This is a genomic window from Propionicimonas sp. (assembly GCF_049840635.1).
GTDB lineage: Bacteria > Actinomycetota > Actinomycetes > Propionibacteriales > Propionibacteriaceae > Propionicimonas.
Genome location: NZ_JASGKL010000004.1, coordinates 537,085 through 556,315, shown reverse-complemented (window position 1 = coordinate 556,315; position 19,231 = coordinate 537,085). Strand labels below are relative to the sequence as shown.

Annotated in this window: 17 protein-coding genes; 9 read left to right on the top strand and 8 right to left on the bottom strand. The window is 70.6% G+C overall.

Going from position 1 to position 19,231, the window contains the following annotated elements; translation table 11 throughout:
* Positions 1–44: 44 nt before the first annotated feature.
* The gene (locus tag QM779_RS02810) at positions 45–1,361 is read left to right on the top strand and encodes an HIRAN domain-containing protein (RefSeq protein WP_428531294.1); all 1,317 of its coding nucleotides are present in this window, start codon (positions 45–47) and stop codon (positions 1,359–1,361) included.
* A 311-nt stretch (positions 1,362–1,672) separates the two neighbouring features.
* Here the strand turns inward: QM779_RS02810 and QM779_RS02805 are convergent, their stop codons facing one another.
* The 3 genes from QM779_RS02805 to QM779_RS02795 all read right to left on the bottom strand — a co-directional run bounded on the left by QM779_RS02805 (position 1,673) and on the right by QM779_RS02795 (position 3,843).
* Entirely contained in the window at positions 1,673–2,437 is a 765-nt protein-coding gene (locus tag QM779_RS02805; RefSeq protein ID WP_428531291.1) for a DUF4839 domain-containing protein, read from the bottom strand.
* A gap of 223 nt (positions 2,438–2,660) precedes the next feature.
* Entirely contained in the window at positions 2,661–3,104 is a 444-nt protein-coding gene (locus QM779_RS02800; protein WP_428531288.1) for a hypothetical protein, read from the bottom strand.
* 142 nt (positions 3,105–3,246) lie between these two features.
* On the bottom strand, positions 3,247–3,843 hold the full coding sequence (locus QM779_RS02795) for a TetR/AcrR family transcriptional regulator (protein WP_428531285.1): 597 nt from the start codon (positions 3,841–3,843) through the stop codon (positions 3,247–3,249).
* 110 nt (positions 3,844–3,953) lie between these two features.
* Between QM779_RS02795 and QM779_RS02790 the strand changes: the two genes are divergently transcribed.
* Complete coding sequence (locus tag QM779_RS02790; protein ID WP_428531282.1) at positions 3,954–4,346, top strand: HsmA family protein; 393 nt, start codon at positions 3,954–3,956, stop codon at positions 4,344–4,346.
* A gap of 62 nt (positions 4,347–4,408) precedes the next feature.
* Here the strand turns inward: QM779_RS02790 and QM779_RS02785 are convergent, their stop codons facing one another.
* A complete protein-coding gene (locus QM779_RS02785; RefSeq protein ID WP_428531279.1) occupies positions 4,409–5,746 on the bottom strand; it encodes a DUF222 domain-containing protein in 1,338 nt (445 codons plus the stop codon).
* Between the two features lie 67 nt (positions 5,747–5,813).
* Here QM779_RS02785 and QM779_RS02780 point away from each other — a divergent pair, with 67 nt between their 5' ends.
* The 3 genes from QM779_RS02780 (at position 5,814) to QM779_RS02770 (ending at position 9,687) form a co-directional block, all read left to right on the top strand.
* Positions 5,814–7,385 carry a phytoene desaturase family protein gene (locus QM779_RS02780; RefSeq protein WP_428531276.1) on the top strand — a complete coding sequence of 524 codons (1,572 nt, stop codon included), beginning with the start codon at positions 5,814–5,816 and terminating at the stop codon, positions 7,383–7,385.
* A gap of 139 nt (positions 7,386–7,524) precedes the next feature.
* The gene (gene glf, locus QM779_RS02775) at positions 7,525–8,679 is read left to right on the top strand and encodes a UDP-galactopyranose mutase (protein ID WP_428531273.1); all 1,155 of its coding nucleotides are present in this window, start codon (positions 7,525–7,527) and stop codon (positions 8,677–8,679) included.
* Positions 8,680–8,745: 66 nt separating this feature from the next.
* Positions 8,746–9,687, top strand: coding sequence for a hypothetical protein (locus QM779_RS02770; RefSeq protein ID WP_428531270.1), 942 nt, complete (start codon positions 8,746–8,748; stop codon positions 9,685–9,687).
* Here the strand turns inward: QM779_RS02770 and QM779_RS02765 are convergent.
* The gene (locus tag QM779_RS02765; protein WP_428531267.1) at positions 9,680–10,723 is read right to left on the bottom strand and encodes a glycosyltransferase family 2 protein; all 1,044 of its coding nucleotides are present in this window, start codon (positions 10,721–10,723) and stop codon (positions 9,680–9,682) included. The two genes, QM779_RS02770 and QM779_RS02765, sit on opposite strands and share 8 nt — an antisense overlap.
* A 195-nt stretch (positions 10,724–10,918) precedes the next feature.
* Between QM779_RS02765 and QM779_RS02760 the strand changes: the two genes are divergently transcribed.
* Both QM779_RS02760 and QM779_RS02755 read left to right on the top strand, forming a co-directional pair.
* Positions 10,919–11,539, top strand: a complete 621-nt coding sequence (locus QM779_RS02760; protein ID WP_428531264.1) for an FMN-binding negative transcriptional regulator — start codon at positions 10,919–10,921, stop codon at positions 11,537–11,539.
* Positions 11,536–12,336 carry a class I SAM-dependent methyltransferase gene (locus QM779_RS02755; RefSeq protein ID WP_428531261.1) on the top strand — a complete coding sequence of 267 codons (801 nt, stop codon included), beginning with the start codon at positions 11,536–11,538 and terminating at the stop codon, positions 12,334–12,336. The genes QM779_RS02760 and QM779_RS02755 overlap by 4 nt, the downstream gene beginning before the upstream one ends.
* A gap of 58 nt (positions 12,337–12,394) precedes the next feature.
* On the opposite strand, the gene QM779_RS02750 is transcribed toward QM779_RS02755, so the two are convergent.
* From QM779_RS02750 to QM779_RS02740, 3 genes are all read right to left on the bottom strand, one after another.
* The gene (locus tag QM779_RS02750; protein ID WP_428531258.1) at positions 12,395–13,390 is read right to left on the bottom strand and encodes a cation diffusion facilitator family transporter; all 996 of its coding nucleotides are present in this window, start codon (positions 13,388–13,390) and stop codon (positions 12,395–12,397) included.
* Positions 13,391–13,453: 63 nt separating this feature from the next.
* The gene (locus tag QM779_RS02745; protein WP_428531255.1) at positions 13,454–14,227 is read right to left on the bottom strand and encodes a Flp family type IVb pilin; all 774 of its coding nucleotides are present in this window, start codon (positions 14,225–14,227) and stop codon (positions 13,454–13,456) included.
* 214 nt (positions 14,228–14,441) lie between these two features.
* The gene (locus tag QM779_RS02740) at positions 14,442–15,293 is read right to left on the bottom strand and encodes a Cof-type HAD-IIB family hydrolase (protein WP_428531252.1); all 852 of its coding nucleotides are present in this window, start codon (positions 15,291–15,293) and stop codon (positions 14,442–14,444) included.
* A gap of 197 nt (positions 15,294–15,490) precedes the next feature.
* On the opposite strand from QM779_RS02740, the gene QM779_RS02735 reads away from it, so the two are divergent.
* Positions 15,491–16,765: a prolyl oligopeptidase family serine peptidase gene (locus tag QM779_RS02735; protein WP_428531249.1), complete on the top strand. Its 1,275-nt coding sequence runs from the start codon at positions 15,491–15,493 to the stop codon at positions 16,763–16,765.
* Between the two features lie 92 nt (positions 16,766–16,857).
* Positions 16,858–19,221, top strand: coding sequence for a RyR domain-containing protein (locus tag QM779_RS02730; protein WP_428531246.1), 2,364 nt, complete (start codon positions 16,858–16,860; stop codon positions 19,219–19,221).
* The last annotated feature ends 10 nt before the right edge of the window (positions 19,222–19,231 follow it).

Here is a 19,231-nt window from a genome sequence, read left to right as displayed (position 1 = left end):
TGATATGACGGGCCTGTACCGGATTCTCCAGTGTCGAGGACGTGATGACCCCATTCCTGATTGCCGTCGCTGTCGTTGCCCTCATCGTCATCATTTGGTCGAGGAACCGGAAACGCACGGCACCGGAGGTCAGGGGTGCTGACGCCGTAGGGATCGCGTCCACAGCCGGTCAGCCTGAACCCGATGACACCTGGCTACCGGTGGTCGGCACGTCCTATCACAGCGCGATCGACTACACCGGGGATGGTCCGGTCGAGGTACGGCTCAAGCGAGAGCCCAACAACACGCATGACGCCAACGCGATCGGCGCCTGGATCGGGAATCGCAAGCTCGGCTATATCCCGCATCGAATCGCCGTCAGGTATGCGCCGGTGATCGACGCCGCGGGCGGGACCATCCGAGTCCCCGGTTACTGCAGGCATGGCTCGATCGATGTCAGGCCGGATGGCCTCACCACGGCTCCCCTGCCCGCTGACCGGCGGCCCGTGCGAGCGTGGGGGTGGACGGTCTACTCGTGCGAGGTAGAAGGCGAGTTCATGAATCGAGGAGGCCTCGAGTCCGCCTACTCGGCAGCTGGCGTGCCCGTGACGGAATCGGGTGTCGAGCTCAACGACGTACCGGCCCTCCTGCTCGAGTCGGCTGACGGTTCCGGCTTTCTGGATGTCCTGATCAACGGCAGGGTCGTCGGCTACCTCGCCGAAGGCGAAGCCGCGCTCTACGCACCCATCATCCGCAGCCTCCGATCGCGCGGCCAGGCGCTAGAGGTGTCAGCAAGACTCTGGGCACGCAGAGGCGAACGACTGCGCGGACGAGTGACTCTTCTGATGCCGCGAGCCGATGAGGTCGAGCCACCGTCCCCGCTTCCGAACGATCCGTACGTGGTCCTCCCCGCGACGTCTTCAATGCAGGTCTCCGGGGAGGAAGCGCACCAGGACGTGCTGGCGCCGCTGCTGACGGGCAGGACGTCGGCGTCCGTCGTTGCAACGCTGCACTCCGCGGAGATTCAGCGCGCACGCTCCGCCGTAGCAGTCGTCGAGGTCAGGGTGGGAGGAGCGGTTGTTGGCCAGCTGAGTTCGACCAGCTCCGCCAACACCATCGACCTGATCCGGGCTTGCGAGGCCGCCGGCCGTATCCCCGTCGCCCACGGCACCATCACGGGCAACTCCCTGAAGGTCGAGATGAGCGTCCGAACTGCGAAGACTGCGGACGTGTCAGATCGATGGCTGGCGGAGGTACTGAACCCGACGGCTGTCCGCCCCGCCTTTGCGTCTCCGAGCCCGGAGAATAACCCCGGCATGGTCGGACGCCCTCCGGCAGCGACCACTGGCAGCGACCACGATCCAACGTCGTATTGGAATTGAGCAGTGGGCACGACGATCTGGTCGTCCTCCACCGAATACCTGAGGCGGCGCTGCTGCGTGATCTGCTGAGACCAGACATTGCTCCTGCTGCGCCTTTGCCGACGCTGCTCAGGACATCGAGAATCCCTCGCGGCGAGCCACGGTCGGCGCGCGAACTCGCCACAACATCCCGTCCAGGAGGATCAACGAGGTGCGTCCCAGGCGTCAGTCGCCCTCACGACTTGTTACCGCGCCGCAGTACCAGCGAACAGAGCCGCAGGCCGGTCGACTCGGCGGCGGCTTTCCATGGTTCGCTCGCGAGGCATAGGCACTCACCTGAGCTCTGTCGAGACCGGCTCCAGCAGCAACAAGCACTGTTCATCGACGAACTCGCCGACGTTGGCGGTCACTCGAAGGTTGTCCCCCACTCGAATCGTGTCTGGGACCGCTCCCTCAAAGCCAAGATCAGAGGTGGTATTGACATCACGGAACTGGAACGACGGTCCTCTCGTAGACGTGCCGTCGTCTCCGAAGCCGAGAAGGATGTCGTACCGCGTCCTGTAGTCGCCGTGGGGGCTCATGGCGCCGATGCTTCCATCGAACCGGATTGTCCGTCCGCGGTAGGTCTCGGCGAACGCGGCGATCTTGTCGTCGCAGTAATCGCCGAGCTTCCTGAGAGCAGCCAGATCCTTGTTGTTCTTCACTGTCAGAATCGCTGCATTCGCGTCCGCGCTCGCCGGCTGCTCATCGGTGGGAGTTGCGGATGCTTCGTCCACCGATGCCGAACTGGTTGGCGCCGACGTCTCGTTGGCCTGGCTCTCACAGGAGCGATCGACCCTCAGACGAGGCGCGTCGGCCACAACCTCGCCAGCGGCCGGCAACTGCTCGCACACCAGCCAGTTCGACTCATCCAGAATGCCGAGCAGTCCGCCACCCAGAACCTCAACCTCCCCGCTGAAGCCCGCGCGCTTGATGTCGCTCTTGGCGACATCCAACTGCTTGCCGACAACACTTGGCATGACCGTGTCGCCAGCAGACCCACACCCCGCTAGGCCGAGAAGGACCAATAGCGCTGCAACTAAGCGGAGTGCACGCATGCACACACCTCCGAGGTCGTGTGGGGGATGTCGAACATCAAGGACTAGCTAAGCATTCTTGCGGACCGCCACGGCAGTCCCCTCCGAGGGGACCGGGAAGCCCTGTACGAACATGCGGGATGCGTGACCGCAGGCCGGATCCCTTCGAAGCACGGGGCGTCGCATGTGGTCGGCCGACGTCCCTCGGCGAGGCAGATACGTGGGAGCTGTGCGTTGGCCGGCCCTAGTCCTGGCCGGCCGCGCAGGTCATCTGGGCGTCGCGGCCGGTGCGCTGCTGGGCGTCCTGGACGTACTCCTGCCTGTCGGCCAGCACCGTGATCCGGCAGGTGACGGTGACCTTCGTCCCGGAGCGATCCTGAACCCAGAGCTGGGTGTGCAGGAGGCTGTCGTTCGGGTTCTCGGGAGGGATGTCGAACTCTCGCCGCCAGGAGCCCTGGAACGCTTCGGTCGCGTCTTCGGCCACCCCCCGGTCACCGCGATAGGTGACCTGTGCCGCACCGGTGCCGGTCGTCGTCGCCTCCAGCCGGACGCGCAGCGTGGTCGGTGAAGCTGTCGACGCACCGGGACGGGGCGTGTCCAGCGCGGTGCCCTGCGTACAGCCAGCGATCACACCGAGGCCCAGCAGCGACGCAGCCACCACGCCCGCTCCGCACCTCCGGACCCTCATGCGCCCATGATGCACCGGGCCCAGGCGCTTCGAGAGCCAGCAACGCCACTGGCGATCGACTTCACACACCTCGACCGGCGGCGTGCCTGGTCAACAGCCGGCCAGCTCCCACCCGTCGCACCGCCAACGAGCCCCACTCCCCCTACCCGAGTACACTCCCGCGCGTTCCGGTGACCGCTCGCACCACGGCATCGGTCGCCGTGCGGGCCACCTCCACGACCAGGTCGACCTCGCTCCCTGAGGCCAGCTGCCGGAAGCCGCCCTCGAGGATGCCGGCCGTGACCGCGGACGCGGCCGCAGCCCTCGATGGATCCTCCTCCAGCAGTTCCCGCCACGACTGGTCCAGCACATCCCTCATTCCGGCGTGGGCCGCGTCCACCTCGTCCGCAGCCCCGGCCGGCACGATCGCCATCAGCCAGCCGTGCCCCGAGGACGCCGCCTGGTCGAGGTTCGCCGTCACCCAGCGGACGATCCGCGACTCCGGATCACCAGCGTCCGCCAACTCGGTCGCGACGGCATCGAGCCAGGCGGGCAGGTACCTCTCGATCACGAGCCCACGCAGGTCGGCAACGGCATCGACATACCGGTAGATGCTGTTCCGGGCGATACCCGCCGCGTCGCTCACCGCCTGCGCCGTGAGCGGCTCCCCCGCCCTGAGCAGTTCTTCCGCCGCGTCCACCAGACGCGCCTTGACCTTGGCGTGGTGCTCGACGACCGTGGGCGCGTCGATCCTGGGCATCACACCACCTCCTGCCTTTGCGACGCCATGTCCCCAACTTGCGGACGCTGTGTCGCTAACCCTACTCTGGATCGCGTTAGCGACACACCGTCGCCAACAGAAGGGTCGTCATGTTCGTCGCAGCGCTGGTCACCATCAACCTCGCCCTCGTCTTCTACTCGGTCGGGGTCTGGGGCGAGCGGATCCAGCGAGTCCTCAAGCCGTGGCACGTCGCCCTCTTCGGCCTCGGGCTGCTCTGCGACGCCACCGGAACCTTACTGATGACCCGGATCGCGTCAGCGAATCAGGCGGCCGGCATCCCGGTCGGTTTCGCGCAGACGGTGATGGCCTGGACCGGGACCGCAGCCATCGCACTGATGGCCGTCCACCTCGCCTGGGCCATCGTCGTCCTGGTTCGCAAGCGGCCCTCGGAGCTCGCCGGATTCCACCGGTTCAGCGTCGTCGTCTGGGCCATCTGGCTCGTTCCCTACTTCGCCGGCGCGATCGCGTCGATGACCGCGTAGCGACCCCGTCGCCGGCCCCGCGCGACGCTCGCCACGCTCGCTCCTCAGCGTCCGGGAGACCCTCAGCGCCTCAGGACGAACCGGGCGTGGGTTCGCGGCCTTCGACGGGGGTCCACCCGCTTCGGCGGGAGGACCTCGGCGACGCCGTCGTCCCGGAGCTGGACGCTCCACCGGTCCGCGGTCGGGTCGTGGCCGGGCTCGACGATGCCGTGGTGGTGCGGACACATCAGGGCGAGGTTGTGCAGCGCCGTCACCCCGCCCGCCCACCAGGGAGTGATGTGGTGGGCGTGGCAGTCCCGCGGCGGACGGTCGCAGCCGGGGAACACACAGCCCGCGTCCCGCTGTTCGAGCGCCACCCGCAGCTCCGGCGTGACCAGGCGCTGCGCGCGGCCCACGTCAAGGACCTCCGACGGCCCGCCCAGCACCACCGGCAACACGTCCGCGTCGCACAGCCAGCGACGCAGCACGGACGCCGGCACCGGCTCACCGCTCCCCACCAGCTGCGCACCGGCGAACCCCCGGTCCCCGGCCGCCTTCGCGAGCTTGTCGTACGACAGCGCCACCACCACCCGCGGACGGTCCCCGCCATGCGTCGGCGCCAGCGCGTCCTGACCGTGCCGGTGCACCATCGCCACCAGCGCATCCGCCCGCCACATCCCCGGCGTCAGGTGCTCCGCCGTCGGATCCAGGCGGTCCAGCCCCCGCTTCGCCTGCGCGGCGTACGCGTCGATGATCTGCAGGAACGGTTCGGCCTCGGCCACCGGCAGGCTGCCCCGGAAGCGCACCGACCCCTCCCCGTCGGGCGTGAACACCAGGTGCCGCGCGCGCAGCGCCCGGACCCGCTCCCGCTCCAGCCGCTCCGCCTCCCGCGCGTCGGCCCCTTCCGGGTCCAGCACCTCCAGCAGGTGCGCCGACAGCCGGCGCAGCTCCGTCGAGTTGTGCACCTCCGCGAACCCCACCATCAGGTCCTGCGCCTCACGCACCGCCTCCCCGGGCAGGTCGTCGGGCAGCGCCTCCAGGACGCCGGTGATCGCCTCGGCCTGCTCCGGCAGCACCCCGCCGGCCCCCGCCGCACGCGCCACCGTGCCGAACCGCGCCAGCCCCTGGCCGCGCGCCACGAGCCTCGCCGCCTCCCTGCGGGTCAGGTTCAGGCGCTCGGCCAGCCAGGTCGTGGTCGACGTGCCGTACTCCTCCCACGCGACCTCCCCTGCCTCCACCCGCGCCGCCACTCCGGCCTGCCACGCGCGCAGCCGCGCGTCCAGCCGCACCGACGCCTCCAGCAGCTCCAGTTGCTCCCGGCCGGTGGGCAGCCGCAGCCGCTCATCGTTCAGCGCGTCCAGCGCAGCACCGATCACGGCGAGCAACTCGCCGTCCGTGCACTGCCCGAACCCTGCCTCCATGACCTGACGCTACAAGCCGCCTCTGACACTTCTTCTCCGACCGCGAGCCTGCCCTTACGGTGAACCCATGACACGCAGCCGCTACGACGCGGTGGTCGTCGGCGGCGGCCACAACGGGCTGACCGCAGCGGCCTACCTCGCGCGCGCCGGACGCAGCGTCCTCGTGCTCGAACGGGCCGACCACCTCGGCGGAGCGACCGGTTCGGCGCGGGTCTTTCCCGGTGTGGACGCCAACCTGTCCCGCTACTCCTACCTGGTCTCACTGCTGCCGCGGACGGTGGTCGCCGAGCTCGGGCTCCGCCTCGAACTGAGGCGCCGACGCGTCGCGTCCTGGACCCCCCGGCCGGACGACCCCTCGCGCGGCCTGCTCGTCGACACCGGCGACCCGTCCGCCACCCGCCAGTCCTTCTCCGCCGTGGGCGCCGGCGCCGACCACTCGCGCTGGCAGGAGTTCGGCCGCCGGACGCGTGCGCTCGCCGAGGCGGTCTTCCCCACCGTGACCGGGCCGCTGCCGACCGCCGCCGCCGTACGCGCCGCTGTCGGCGAGGAGTGGTGGGCCGACCTGCACACGCCGATCGGCGACCTCATCGAGCGCAGTTTCGCCTCCGACCTCGTCCGGGGTGTCGTGCTCACCGACGCGCTCATCGGCACCTTCGCCGACGCCCATGACCCCACCCTGCAGCAGAACCGCTGCTTCCTCTACCACGTGATCGGCGGCGGGACCGGCGACTGGGACGTCCCCGTCGGCGGGATGGGCGCCCTGCTCGATGCCCTCACCGGCGCGGCCCGAACGGCCGGCGCGGAGCTGCTCACCCGGGCGACGGTTCGCGCGATCGACCCCCGTCCCGGCGGTGCCGACGTGCACTGGACGGACGCCGACGGCACGGACTACGCCGTCTCCGCCGGGCACGTCCTCGTCAACGCCGCCCCACACGTTCTCGACCGGCTGGTCGGCGCGGAGCCATCGGATGAGCCGGAAGGCAGCCAGCTCAAGGTCAACATGGTGCTGCGCCGCCTGCCCCGGCTGTGGGACACCACCGTCTCGCCGGCGACCGCATTCGCCGGTACCTTCCACGTCAACGAGACCTACCGGCAGCTGGCGACGGCCCACGCCGAGGCCGCCCACGCCCGGCTCCCGCAGGTGCCACCGGCCGAGATCTACTGCCACACGCTCACCGACCCGTCCATCCTCGGGCCCGACCTCCGCGAGAGCGGCCACCACACGCTCACCCTCTTCGGCCTGCACCTCCCGGCACGGCTCTTCCGCGACGACCCCGACGGCGCGAGGGACGCCGCCCTCGCCGCCACCCTCCGCTCGCTCGACGCCGTGCTCGCGGAGCCGATCGAGGACTGCCTCGCCCTCGACGCGGACGGGCGGAAATGCCTCGAGGCACGCACGCCCGTGGACCTCGAGAACGACGTCGCCCTGCCGGGGGGCCACATCTTCCACCGCCCCCTCCAGTGGCCCTGGCTCGAGGACGAACCCCGCACGCCCGCCGAGCGCTGGGGCGTCGCCACCGCCCACGACCGCGTCCTGCTGTGCGGCGCCGGCGCACGCCGGGGCGGCGGCGTGAGCGGGATCCCCGGCAGGTCCGCCGCCATGGCCGTGCTGGAGGGCGACTCCCGCCCCGGCCCGTGACCCCGCCGGACGCCCCGCCACCCGGCCGCCCCACCCGCCCCGTGGCACCCGCGCCACCCAACAGCCCCTAAGCTGACCACGTCCCCAGCCCACGCGACGACGCCTCCCGGCGTCCGCGACGCCCGGAGGAGAGAACTGCATGGACCTGTTGGTGGTCGGCTCGGGCCTGTTCGGCCTGACCATGGCCGAACGCGCAGCGAACGAGCTCGGCCTCGACGTCACGATCATCGACCGACGCGACCACATCGGTGGCAACGCCTACAGCGAGGTCGAGCCGGAGACCGGGATCGAGTACCACCGCTACGGCGCGCACCTGTTCCACACCTCCAACGAACGCGTGTGGGAGTACGTGAACCGCTTCACGCAGTTCACCAGCTACGTCCACCGGGTCTACTCGACCCACCGCGGCGAGGTGTTCCCGATGCCGGTGAACCTCGGCACGATCAACCAGTTCTTCCGTTCCGCCCTCTCCCCCGACCAGGCCAGGGCCCTGATCGCCGAGCAGGCCGCCGAGCTGGACGGACGCACCCCGTCCAACTTCGTCGAGAAGGGCATCTCCCTGATCGGACGCCCGCTGTACGAGGCGTTCTTCATGAACTACACGGCCAAGCAGTGGCAGACCGCCCCCGAGGAGCTCGGCCCCGAGATCATCTCCCGGCTGCCGGTCCGGTTCACCTACGACAACCGCTACTTCTCCGACACCCACGAGGGCCTCCCCGTGGACGGGTACACGCCCTGGCTCGAACGGATGGCCGACCACCCCCGCATCCAGGTCCGCCTCGGCACCGACTTCTTCGACGAGTCACAACCGCTGAACCGCTCCGCGGTTGTGGGCAACGTCCCGGTCGTGTTCACCGGACCCGTCGACCGCTACTTCGCCGACCAGCTCGGCTCCCTGTCCTGGCGCACCCTCGACTTCGAGCTCGAGGTCGCTCCGGTGGCCGACTTCCAGGGCACGTCCGTGATGAACTACTCCGACCTCGAGGTGCCCTACACCCGGATCCACGAGTTCCGGCACTTCCACCCCGAGCGCAACTACACCAGCCCGAAGACCGTGATCATGCGCGAGTTCTCGCGCTTCGCCGGCCCGGGGGACGAGCCGTACTACCCCGTGAACACCCCCCAGGACCGCGACCGTCTCGGCGGCTACCGCGAGCTCGCCGCCCGCGAACCACAGGTCCTCTTCGGCGGTCGACTCGGTACCTACCAGTACCTGGACATGCACATGGCGATCGCCTCGGCGCTGAGCCACTTCGACTCCGTCGTGCGCGACTGGTACCCCTCCCGTCCCTGACCACCCCACTCCCTGCCGGTAGGGTGTCGCCCTGATGGACTCCCGGCAGAGCAGAAGGAAGCCCTGATGAGCCAGAACATCCCGATCGCGATCGCGCTCGGTGTCTTCGGCTCCTTCTGCTTCGCCCTCTCGGCCAAGGTGCAGCACTCCGCCGTCGGCGAGCAGGTCGAGGACAACCACGCCAAGACCCGCATGGACCTCGCACAGCTGCTCCGGCTGGTCCGGGACCGGAACTGGTGGATGGGCCTCGGGCTGATGGGCGTCTCCATGGTGTGCCAGGTCCTGGGCCTGACCATGGCCCCGGTCTCCGTCGTCCAGCCGGTCGGCCTGCTCGCGTTCCCCTGGTCGGTGGTGCTGTCGGCGAAGTCGATCGGGTCCCGTCCGTCCCGCGTGGTCATCCCGACCGTGATCACCGTGCTCGCCACCGTCGCCTTCGTGATCGTGGTGGCCACCCACGCCTCCGCGCCCGAGGAACTGGAGTTCCTGCCGATCATCGTGGCCGCGGGCGTCATCTACCTCGTCGCCGCGACGTTCGCCACGTTCGCGTCGCGCGGACCCAGGCAGTGGCGATCGCTGTTCTGGGCCTCCGGCGGCGCCGTCTTCTACGGGCTCGAGGCCGCCCTGGTGAAGGCGATCATCGAGTACGCCACCGACCACACGTGGTGGCAGGACCCCCGGATCTGGGCCATCGCCGGCGCCCTCGTGATCGGCAGCAGCCTCGCCGGCCTGATGGCCCAGCAGGGCTACGCCACCGGCCCGGCCGTTGTCGTCGTCGCCTCCATGACCGTGACCAGCCCCGTCGTCGCCGTCCTGTTCGGCATCGCCGTGCTCGGCGAGGGCCACCGGCTGACCGTCGCGTCCGGGCTCTCGCTCGTCGTGCTCGGAATCGTCGCCGTGATCGGTGTCATCGCGCTCGCCCGCGTCCACCCCGAGTACCACGCGACGATGTCGCGGGCCGAGGCGGACGCGAAGGCGCAGGCGCCCGACGCCACCTCCGGGCTCAGCTGAAGCGGTACAGCTTCTGCGCGGTCCGGTACAGGCCCAGCGACACCTTCCGGCCGATCCGGCCCGGCAGGTTCGCCGCGAGGACGAGCGGCTGGAAGAACCCGAGCTTCACCTTGAGCTGCCGGTCGGTGGCGTCGATGTGGTCCCACATCTGCCGGCGCTGAGCGAGCGCCTCCGGCGTCCCCGCGAGCAGGCAGAAGATCGACGACGCGGCCACGATCAGGCCGAGGTAGCCGGTCATGTAGGCGGCCAGCTTGAGGTTGCCGGCACCGTCGGGGAGCTTCACCGACTCCACCATGATCCGGGTCACCCGCATCTGCTGGTCGAGGCGCCGGATCTGGACGCTCTCGTTCACCGACTGGTCGTCGCGCCCGATGAAGTACCGGTACAGGTCCACCGGCAGGTAGTACAGCGTCTTCACGTGCGGCAGCGGCACGTAGACGAAGATGTTGTCGACGTAGAACGTGTGCTCGGGCAGGTCGAGACCGGAGTCGCGCAGCACCTGCGTCCGGTAAATCGTCGCGTGCATGAGGATGTTCTGTCCCGGCCCGAAGAAGCCGGTCTCGTTCCACGTGAACACCCGGTTCTTCGGCATCGCGCCGTTGTAGCGGATGACCTTCCTGGTGCCGGTGTAGGTGTGCTCGTACACGTAGTTCGCGATCACCAGGTCGACCGGGCTGCCGCTGTCGATGAAGCGGCGCAGCTTGCTCAGCATCAGGCTCAGCGCGTCCCTGTCGAGCCAGTCGTCGGAGTCGATCACCGCGAGGTAGACGCCCGTCGCCGCGCGCAGGCCGGCCATCACCGCTCCGCCGTGGCCCTTGTTCTCCTGGTGGATCACCTTGATCAGGTCCGGGTGGGCGGCCTGCCACTCGTCGGCCTTCTCCGGGGTGGCGTCCTTCGTGGAGCCGTCGTCGACGATGATGATCTCCACGTCGTTCGACCCCGTCAGCAGCGACGTGATGCAGTGGTCCATGTACTCGGCCGAGTTGTAGCACGGCACCACGAACGTGATGGTCTTCTGGTTCTCGTACGGGTTCACGCTTCTCCTGTCGTAGGCCGCCCACGGACGCGGCGGTCCTCATGCCTCGGGCCACACTACCGACAACCGCCGCCCGGTCGCGTCCACACCGGCGGTCCCCACCCCCCACCGGGATCGGGACCAGCCCATAATGCTCGGGTCGGGAGGGTCCTGGGCACCCGGGACAGCCCCCGACCCGAACCCGGAGGACGCCCGATGCGCTACACGCCGCACTACCTGATGACCGACCCCGAGGAGGTCAAGCGGCTCGTCAGGGACAACCCCTGGGCGACCTTCGTGTCGCCGACGAGCACCGGGCTCGTCGCCTCCCACTACCCGGTCCTGCTGGACGAGGACGCCGAGCAGATCACCATTCTCAGCCACTTCGGACGCCCCGACGACACCCTCCACGAACTCGGCAGGCACGAGGTCCTCGTGATCATCCAGGGCCCCCACGACTACATCTCGTCGAGCTGGTACGGCCCCGGCGACATCGTGCCGACCTGGAACCACCTGACCGCCCACCTGTACGGCACGCCCGAACTCCTGGGGGACGAGGAGAACTACGCGATGCTGAGCCGGCTCACCGACCACTTCGAGGCGCACCGGGACGGTGGCCACAGCCTGGCCGAGGACCCCGAGGGCACCCGCCGGCTGGCGAAGGGCACCGTCGGCCTGCGGCTGCGGGTCGACCGTTTCGACGCCCGGTCCAAGCTCAGCCAGAACAAGACCGCGGACGTCCGCGACAACATCGCGGCGCACGTCGCGCTGCACAACCCTGCGCTGGCCGCCGAGATGGCCCGCGTCCAGCCCGGCACGGACGGGGCAACCGCGTGACGGCCCGCTACACCCACGGCCATGCCGACACGGTCGTCGACTCCCACCGCAGCCGGACCGCCGCGAACTCCGCTGCCTACCTGCTGCCGTTCCTGGCACCGGGAATGCGGGTCCTCGACGTCGGCAGCGGCCCTGGCTCGATCACCGCCGACCTGGCCGCGCTCGTCGACGACGGGTCGGTGACCGCACTGGAGACGTCCGCCGACATCCTCGCCCTGACCAGGGCCGAGATCGAACGCCGCGGCATCACCAACGTCGACTACGCGGTCGGCGACGTCCACGCCCTCGCGTTCGCCGACGACAGCTTCGACGTCGTCCACGCCCACCAGGTCCTCCAGCACGTCGCCGATCCCGTGCAGGCGCTGCGCGAGATGGTGCGCGTGTGCCGTCCCGGCGGCGTGGTGGCGGTCAGGGACGCGGACTACGCGGGCTTCACCTGGTATCCCGCCTCGGCAGGGCTCGACCGCTGGCAGGAGTTGTTCCACCTCGCGGCGAGGGCCAACGGCGGCGAGCCGGACGCCGGCCGGATGCTGCTCGCCTGGGCCCACGCCGCCGGCTGCGCCGACGTCACCGCGTCGTCCTCGACCTGGTGCTACGCGGACGCGGACGCACGCACCACCTGGGGCACGATGTGGGCCGACCGGATCACGCGCACCGCGATCGCCGACCAGCTGCTGGCCTCCGGCGCGGCCACCCGTGCCGAGTTGGAGGGGATCGCCGACGCGTGGCGCGCCTGGGCGGCCGACCCTGACGGCTGGATCAGCATCCTGCACGGGGAGCTGGTCATCAGGGTGTGACGACACTGGGCGACGGCGGCCCTTCGTGACGCGCGGGCTCGTTCCTCACCCGCGCTCCTCAGGGACCGTTCGAGGCACGCTCGCGCGGTGCGAGAGTCGGGTCCCCGGGGGACGACAGCGAGATGATCGCCAGCACGATGCCCTGCGCCCTGGCCATGCGGCGCTCGAGGGCGGCGAGCTGCGTGGCCGCCGTCGCCTCGTCCGGGTTGCCGACCAGGTCGACGGCCCCGGAGAGGTACACCTGGCCCGCCCCGACCAGGGTCAGCCTCAGCTCGGTCACCCGCTCCACCTCGGGCTGGGCGGAGAGCTCTGCGAGCGCGGCGTTCCACACCCGGTCGTCGGCCAGTTCGCCGACGAGGAAGCGACGGTTGCGGTCGATCAGGACGATCGCGACCACGCCGAGCAGGATGCCGACCAGGATCGAGCCGATCGCGTCCGGCACCGCCGATCCGGTGAGCTGGTGGGCCGCGATCCCCGCGCTGGCGATCACGATGCCGATCAGCGCCGCCGCGTCCTCGAAGAACACGGCCCGCACGGTCGGGTCGGAGGTCTGCATGACGTGCGTCCACACGTCCCGCTCGAACCGGTCGGCGCCCGCCCGCACCTGCCGGCTGGCCTGGAGGAACGAGACGCCCTCCAGGACGAAGGCGACCGCGAGCACGACATAGGCGATGACGAAGTCCTCCGCCGGTTCGGGGTTGAGCAATTCCTGGACACCGTGGGTGATCGACACCCCCGCGCCGACCGCGAACAGCCCGATCGCCGCGAACAGCGACCACACGTACACCTCGCGGCCGTGGCCGAGCGGGTGGTTGCGGTCGGGCGGACGCGCGGCGCGCCGCTGCGCGATCAGCAGGAACATCTCGTTGCCGGTGTCGGCCCACGAGTGCGCGGCCTCGGCCAGCATGGACGCGGCGCCGGTGAGCACGGCTGCCACCGTCTTCGCCACCGCGATCAGGAGGTTCGCCCCGAGCGCGAGCAGCACGGTCAGTGCGCTCTCACCGCCCGCGGCTCCCTGCCGGGGAGCCTCCTCCCCCTCCACGCCCACCGTCATGCGACGACCCTAACCACCGACGCCCTCCGGGCACACCCCTCCGGTGCCCCGGGCGGTGCCGGCTCAGTAGGGGTACGACGTTGTCGTCGACGTGCGCGTGACGGTGGGCGTATTGGGCGCCGAGGCCGTGAACGTGGCCGTGACGGTCTGGGTGGTGGCCGGCTTCTTCAGCAGGATCTCCGGCTCCGGCTGGAAGCCACTGGTGTCGAAGCTGCCGGTGCGGGTCAGCCGGATGTGGCCCGGCTCGACCTGGGTCCAGGTCCAGGTCCCGTCGCTGCCGGTGGTGACCTTGTCGACCGCCAACGCGGGTGACCACGTGACGTCGATCGTCATCGTCTCCGGGTAGGTGACCTGGCTCCAGTTGCTCGGGAACCAGCCCAGGTTGACGCGGGCCGACAGGTCGGAGAGCACCTCGTCCTGGTCGATCACCGCGGTGTTGAAGGTCATGGTGCCCACCGAGTTGGTGGCCGACGCGGACGCGGTCGGCGTGGCGCTCGCTGTCGCGGCGGCCGCGGTCGTTGCACTCGACGTGGCCGTCGCCGTGGCCGCCGTCCCCGCGGACCCTGACGAGCCGGAGGTACCGCCCGCGCCTCCCGACCCGCCGGTCGTTGCCGAGGAAGAACCGCCGGCCGTGGCGGCCGTCGTGGCGGCCGTGGCTGCGGCCTTCGCCACGCAGGCGTCCTTCTGGCCCAGCGTGGTGGCGGCTCGGCACAGGCCTGCCGCAGAACTGATCCCCGTCGTCGACACCCCGGTCATCACGACGATCGAGATCAGGGCAATGATGAACGCGTACTCCAGATGGGTGACACCACGTTCATTTCCGCCCCTGCTGCGCATCGTCGCATTCCTCCGGTTTCCTGTACTGCACCCTCTATCGGCAGTGAGTATGCTAGCCAGCACGCTCACCCGCCCCCCACGAAGGAGCATAAGGGAAAGTGCGGAGAATTGTCACATTTTCGAGGAGATAAACAACCACGTCATCCCAACGGGTGACATTCTTTCGGGCGACAATAGCGGTCGAAATGCAGTTGTTGTCATTCTTTCGGGTGACTCAGGCGGCCGGCGCGGAGGCCTCGAGCAGGTGCTCGAGCACCCGCACCACTCCCTGCTCGGTGTTCCGCGGGGCCACGAACCGGGCCGCCTCGAGCACGTCCGGGTGGGCGTTCGCCATGGCGAACGAGTACGGCGCGTCCGTGATCATCTCCGGGTCGTTCAGGTAGTCCCCGAACACCACGGTCTGGTCGGGGCTGATCCCGAGGGTGCGCTGCAGCGCGCTGAGCGCCGCCCCCTTGTTCACCGCCGGGCTCATGATGTCGACCCAGTGCGCGCTGGACGGCACGACCTGGTGGGGCGCGCAGCGCTCGGTGAGGATCCGTGTGGACCCGGAGTCGGGGTCCCCGAAGTCGTAGACGGCGAACTTGATCGCGGGCTCGGGTGCGTCCCGCAGATCGTCCACCACCTCCAGGGAGGCGTAGTAGGTCGCCACCTGGGCCACGAACTCCGGGTCGTCCCACTCCACGTAGGCCGTGCCGCGACCGCACCACACCAGCCCCAGCCGGTGTCCGGCCGACCGCAACTCGCGGACGATCCGGACGAGTTCCCGCGCGAACCCGGGGTCGACCGGCGTGCAGCTCAGCTCGGCTCCGTCCAGCACGACGAAGGTCCCGTTCTCCGCGATGAAGGCCATCCCTTCGGTGTTGCCGGCGAACAGCCGGCGCAGCGCCGGGTACTGGCGCCCACTGGCGGGAGCGAGCACCACTCCACGCTCCCTCAGCAGCGGCAGCAGGTCCCAGAGTCGTTCGGGGACCCGGCCCTCGCCGTCGAGCAGCGTCCCGTCGAGGTCGGTCACCACCAGGCGCAGGTCGATGGGTTCGGTCGGGAGGTCGGGGGCAGGTGCGGGCATCGCTACTTCCGGGAGTCGGACACGGCACAGCCACGCCGCGGAGCGGCGAGCAGCACTGGGATACGCCGATTCTACCGCGCGGCAGGACCATTGACCTCGAATCCCGAACGGCGCTAGGTTCGGGAGATCGCGCGATGGAGCGGCGATCGTTGCCGGAACACCGCACGAGACCCATCCCCCCACCCCGAGGAGCTTCGATGAAGAAGCTGCGCATTCTCGTCACCCTTCTGGTGACGGCGCTCGCATTCCTTTCCCTCGCCAGCACGCCCGCCCAGGCGGGTGGCCACGGCACCCGGCCCCCCACGACCGGCAGTGTCCCCTTCACCCTCGACGCCCGGGTCCTCGACGGCGGCCAGCAGGTCGTCTCCGTGACCCTCGACACCTCGCGGCTGAAGGTGCGCGCGTCCAGCCTGGACACGAGCACGTTCAGCGTCCACGCCAAGGGCACCGATCCCTTCGGCCTCGACCCGACCACCGTGTTCGGCACCTACGACGTCGACCGGACGGTCACCGGCGTCCACCTCGACCGGCGGGGCCGGATCGTGATCGACCTCGAGTACGGCTTCACGACCAGCGGCGCGTTCACGTTCGCCTGGGCGAACGGCGTCGGACGCAACATCCTGCTCGACCTCACCTACACGATCACCCAGAACGCCCCGATCTCCCTGAAGGACGGCCAGAGCGTCACGCTGACGTCGTTCACCCAGGGCGACCTGGTCGACCCGGAGGTCGACGCGTACGGGTACGGGAAGGCCGCCGGCCTCAACTACCGCCTGTACACGCCCGTGAACTCGAGGGGCGAGCGTCCGCTGATCGTGTGGCTGCACGGCGGCGGCGAGGGGGGCTGGGCGCAGTCCCAGGAGGACGTCCTGCCGCTCGTCGCGAACCGCGGCGCGCTCGGCTTCAGCACGGCGAAGGCCCAGCGGATCTTCGGCGGCGCCTACGTCCTGGCCCCGCAGGCGACCGACTACTGGCTGAACGACCCGGCGATGGGCTACTCGGCCAAGCTGACGAAGCTGATCGACTCGGTGGTCAAGAAGTACCGGATCGACACCCGCAGGATCTACGTGGTCGGCGCGTCGAACGGCGGCTACATGACCCCGCAGCTGGCCGTCGACAACCCCGGCCGCTTCGCCGCGGTCGTGCCGATCGCACCGGTCGTCCAGTTCGGGACCACGACCATGCTCACCGATGACGAGCTGTCCACGCTGCGCGGCACCCCGACCTGGATCGTGCAGGCCAAGAACGACCCGGTCGTGCCGTTCGCGACCAACGGGCAGCACATGGCCGACGTCATCGACACCGCGGTCTTCAGCGCCTACGACGACGTGACCTGGGACGGAGTGGTCTACAACGGCCACTGGTCGTGGATCTACGTCGCCCGCAACGACCCGAGCACCGACACCGGCCAGCACATCTGGCAGTGGATGGCCCGGCAGCAGCTCGCCCGTTCGGGGCACTCGCACCGCTGACGTGAACACGGAGACCGGCGTCCACCCTCAGGGTGGGCGCCGGTTTCCGCTGTTGTACCACTGGACACGCGACCCAGCCCGGGTAGCGTTTCGTGCACCTGAGCGCGGGGGTGGCCATGGGGAGCAGCGTGGTGCGGCCGTCGACGCTGCTGCGGGGCGCCGCCCTCGTCGCGACCGGCGCCTGGCTCCTGCTGCTGGGCTGGCTCGCGGCCACCGCCCTCTTCCCCGGCCTGCGGGACTCCGCTCCCCGCTTCCTGGCCTGGCTCGCCACCCCCGGGTCCGCCACGGCGATGACCGTGGCGCTGGCGCTGGCCGCCGCATCGCTGGGGCTGCTGCTCGCGTCGCGCCCCTACGACGGCGTGCGGGTGCCCTTCGTCCTCTCCGCCGCCTGCGCGATCGCCGCCGGGGTCCTCGGGCTCGCGTCCTACCTCCCCTGCGCGGGGAGCCGGCCTGCCCTGTGGGACGCGGTCGCCGACACCCTGGGCCTGTTCCTGGGCGGGTTCGAGTTCCCGTTCGGGCCGGGCGAGGCCTGCGTCCATCCCGCGCCGCTGGCCCTCCACCTCGCCCGGCTCCTCGCCATCGTCGCGACGCTGTCCGGTGCGGTGTCGCTGCTCCTGACGGTCTCCCGCGCCCAGCTCGACCGACTGGGACTGCTCAGGGCACGTACGGTCACCTTGGTCGTCGGCCTCGACGACACCTCCTGGCCGGTCGTCGCGGGGCTGGCCGCCGATCGCAGGGGTGGACGCCGCTGCGTCCTGCTCGTCGAGGACGCCGACCCGCCGCTCGAGACCAGGGCCCGTGCCGCGGGGCTGCTGGTGCTGAGGACGCCCGCGGGCGACCCGCTCGACCTCGGCAGCGCGTCGCTGTGGCGGCGGGTGCGACGCGTCCACCTGCTCTCCGGCGACTCGGCGCTGAACAGGGCCCGCGCCGCCCAGCTGAAGGACGCCCTCGCGGACGGCAGCACCGTGTCGGGCGGTGCCACGACCCTCACCCTGGTCGCCCGCATCGACGACCCGTGGCACGCCGACGACTGGACCACCTCCCAGATCGGCGACCCCCACCTCGTGGTGGACGCGATCGGCACCTACGAGGCCACCGCCTCCGACCTCGTCGAGCGGCTGCGTGACCTCCCTCCCGCCCGGGTGCTGCTGGTCGGCGACACCACGCTGGCCCTCGCCGTGTGCGCGGAGCTGTCCCAGCGCGGGCGCGAGGACCAGTTCTGTGACGAGGACGCCACGCCGCCCGTCGTGACGGTCGTGGGGCCGGCAGCGAACGAGGTGGTGGCGGACCACCGGCTGCGCCAGCACCGGTTCGCCCTCGATCCACTCGAGGTCGGCGCAGTCGACGCCGAGCCCGACCTCGCCACGGTGGTCGGACTGGTCAGGGCGGCCGGGCCGGGGACGGCGGTCGTCATCACCGTCGCGGGGACCCGGCTGGGCGGACGCCTCGGCGTCCGGTTCCCCGACCTCCCGGTGTTCGAGCTGTCGGCGCGCGACGACGTCCCGCCCGGCGCCCAGCCGGTGGTCGGGCAGGTGGTGCCGTTCAGCCTCGCCCTCACCGGGGCCGACGGCCGCCGCGGCGACGCGTGGGAGCGGGCAGCCCGGGCCGTCCACGACCGGTACCGGCGGCGGTTCCCCGGCTCGCCGCTCGCCGTCGCCTGGGAGGACCTCCCCCGCGAGTTCTACCGGGAGTCCAACCGCCGCCAGTTGCACTCTGTCCTCGACGCGATGGCCGCGCTGGGGCGCTCGTGGCGTCCGACCTCACCCGAGGACGTGCGCTTCGATCCCGCGCAACTCGCCTGCGACGAGGCGGGGGCGCGGATCGCGGAGGGCAGCAGGCTGTTCGACCTGAGCGGTCCGGAGCTGGAGCGGCTCGCCGTCGCCGAGCATGCGTCCTGGCTCGCCCACTACCGGGCGGACGGCTGGGAGTACGGCGCGACACGGGACGACCCGGCGCGCCGCCACCCGCTGCTGAGGCCGTGGGCCGACCTGCCGCCCGAGGCGCGCGAGCGCACCAGGGTGGGCGTGATCGACACCCTCGTGCAGTTGCGGGCGCTGGGCTACCGTCCGGTGCGGACGGGGGCGGAGGCGTGGGCCAGGTTCGAACGGCTCGGCGGGGTCGAGGCCGAGCCACTCACGGCGCCGCTCGCCTGGACGGCGCCCACCGGCGAGCGCCTGACCGCGCCGGCCGGCAGCTGGCTGGTGACCGACGCCACGGGCGGCCGTCGGACGGTCACCGACGAGAGCTTCCGGGCGACGCACGAGCAGCTCGCCGACGGGACGTGGCGGCGGGCCGGCACCGTCCGTGCCCGTCTGGCGAGGGACGCCGAGGAGGTGGCGACCCAGGAGGGCACCACCATCGCCGTCCCCGGCTCCTGGCTGGTCGAGGACGCCGACGGCCACCGCTGGCTCGTCCCTCCCGACCACTTCACCGCCACCTACCGCCGCGTCGGCTGACCGTGCGCGC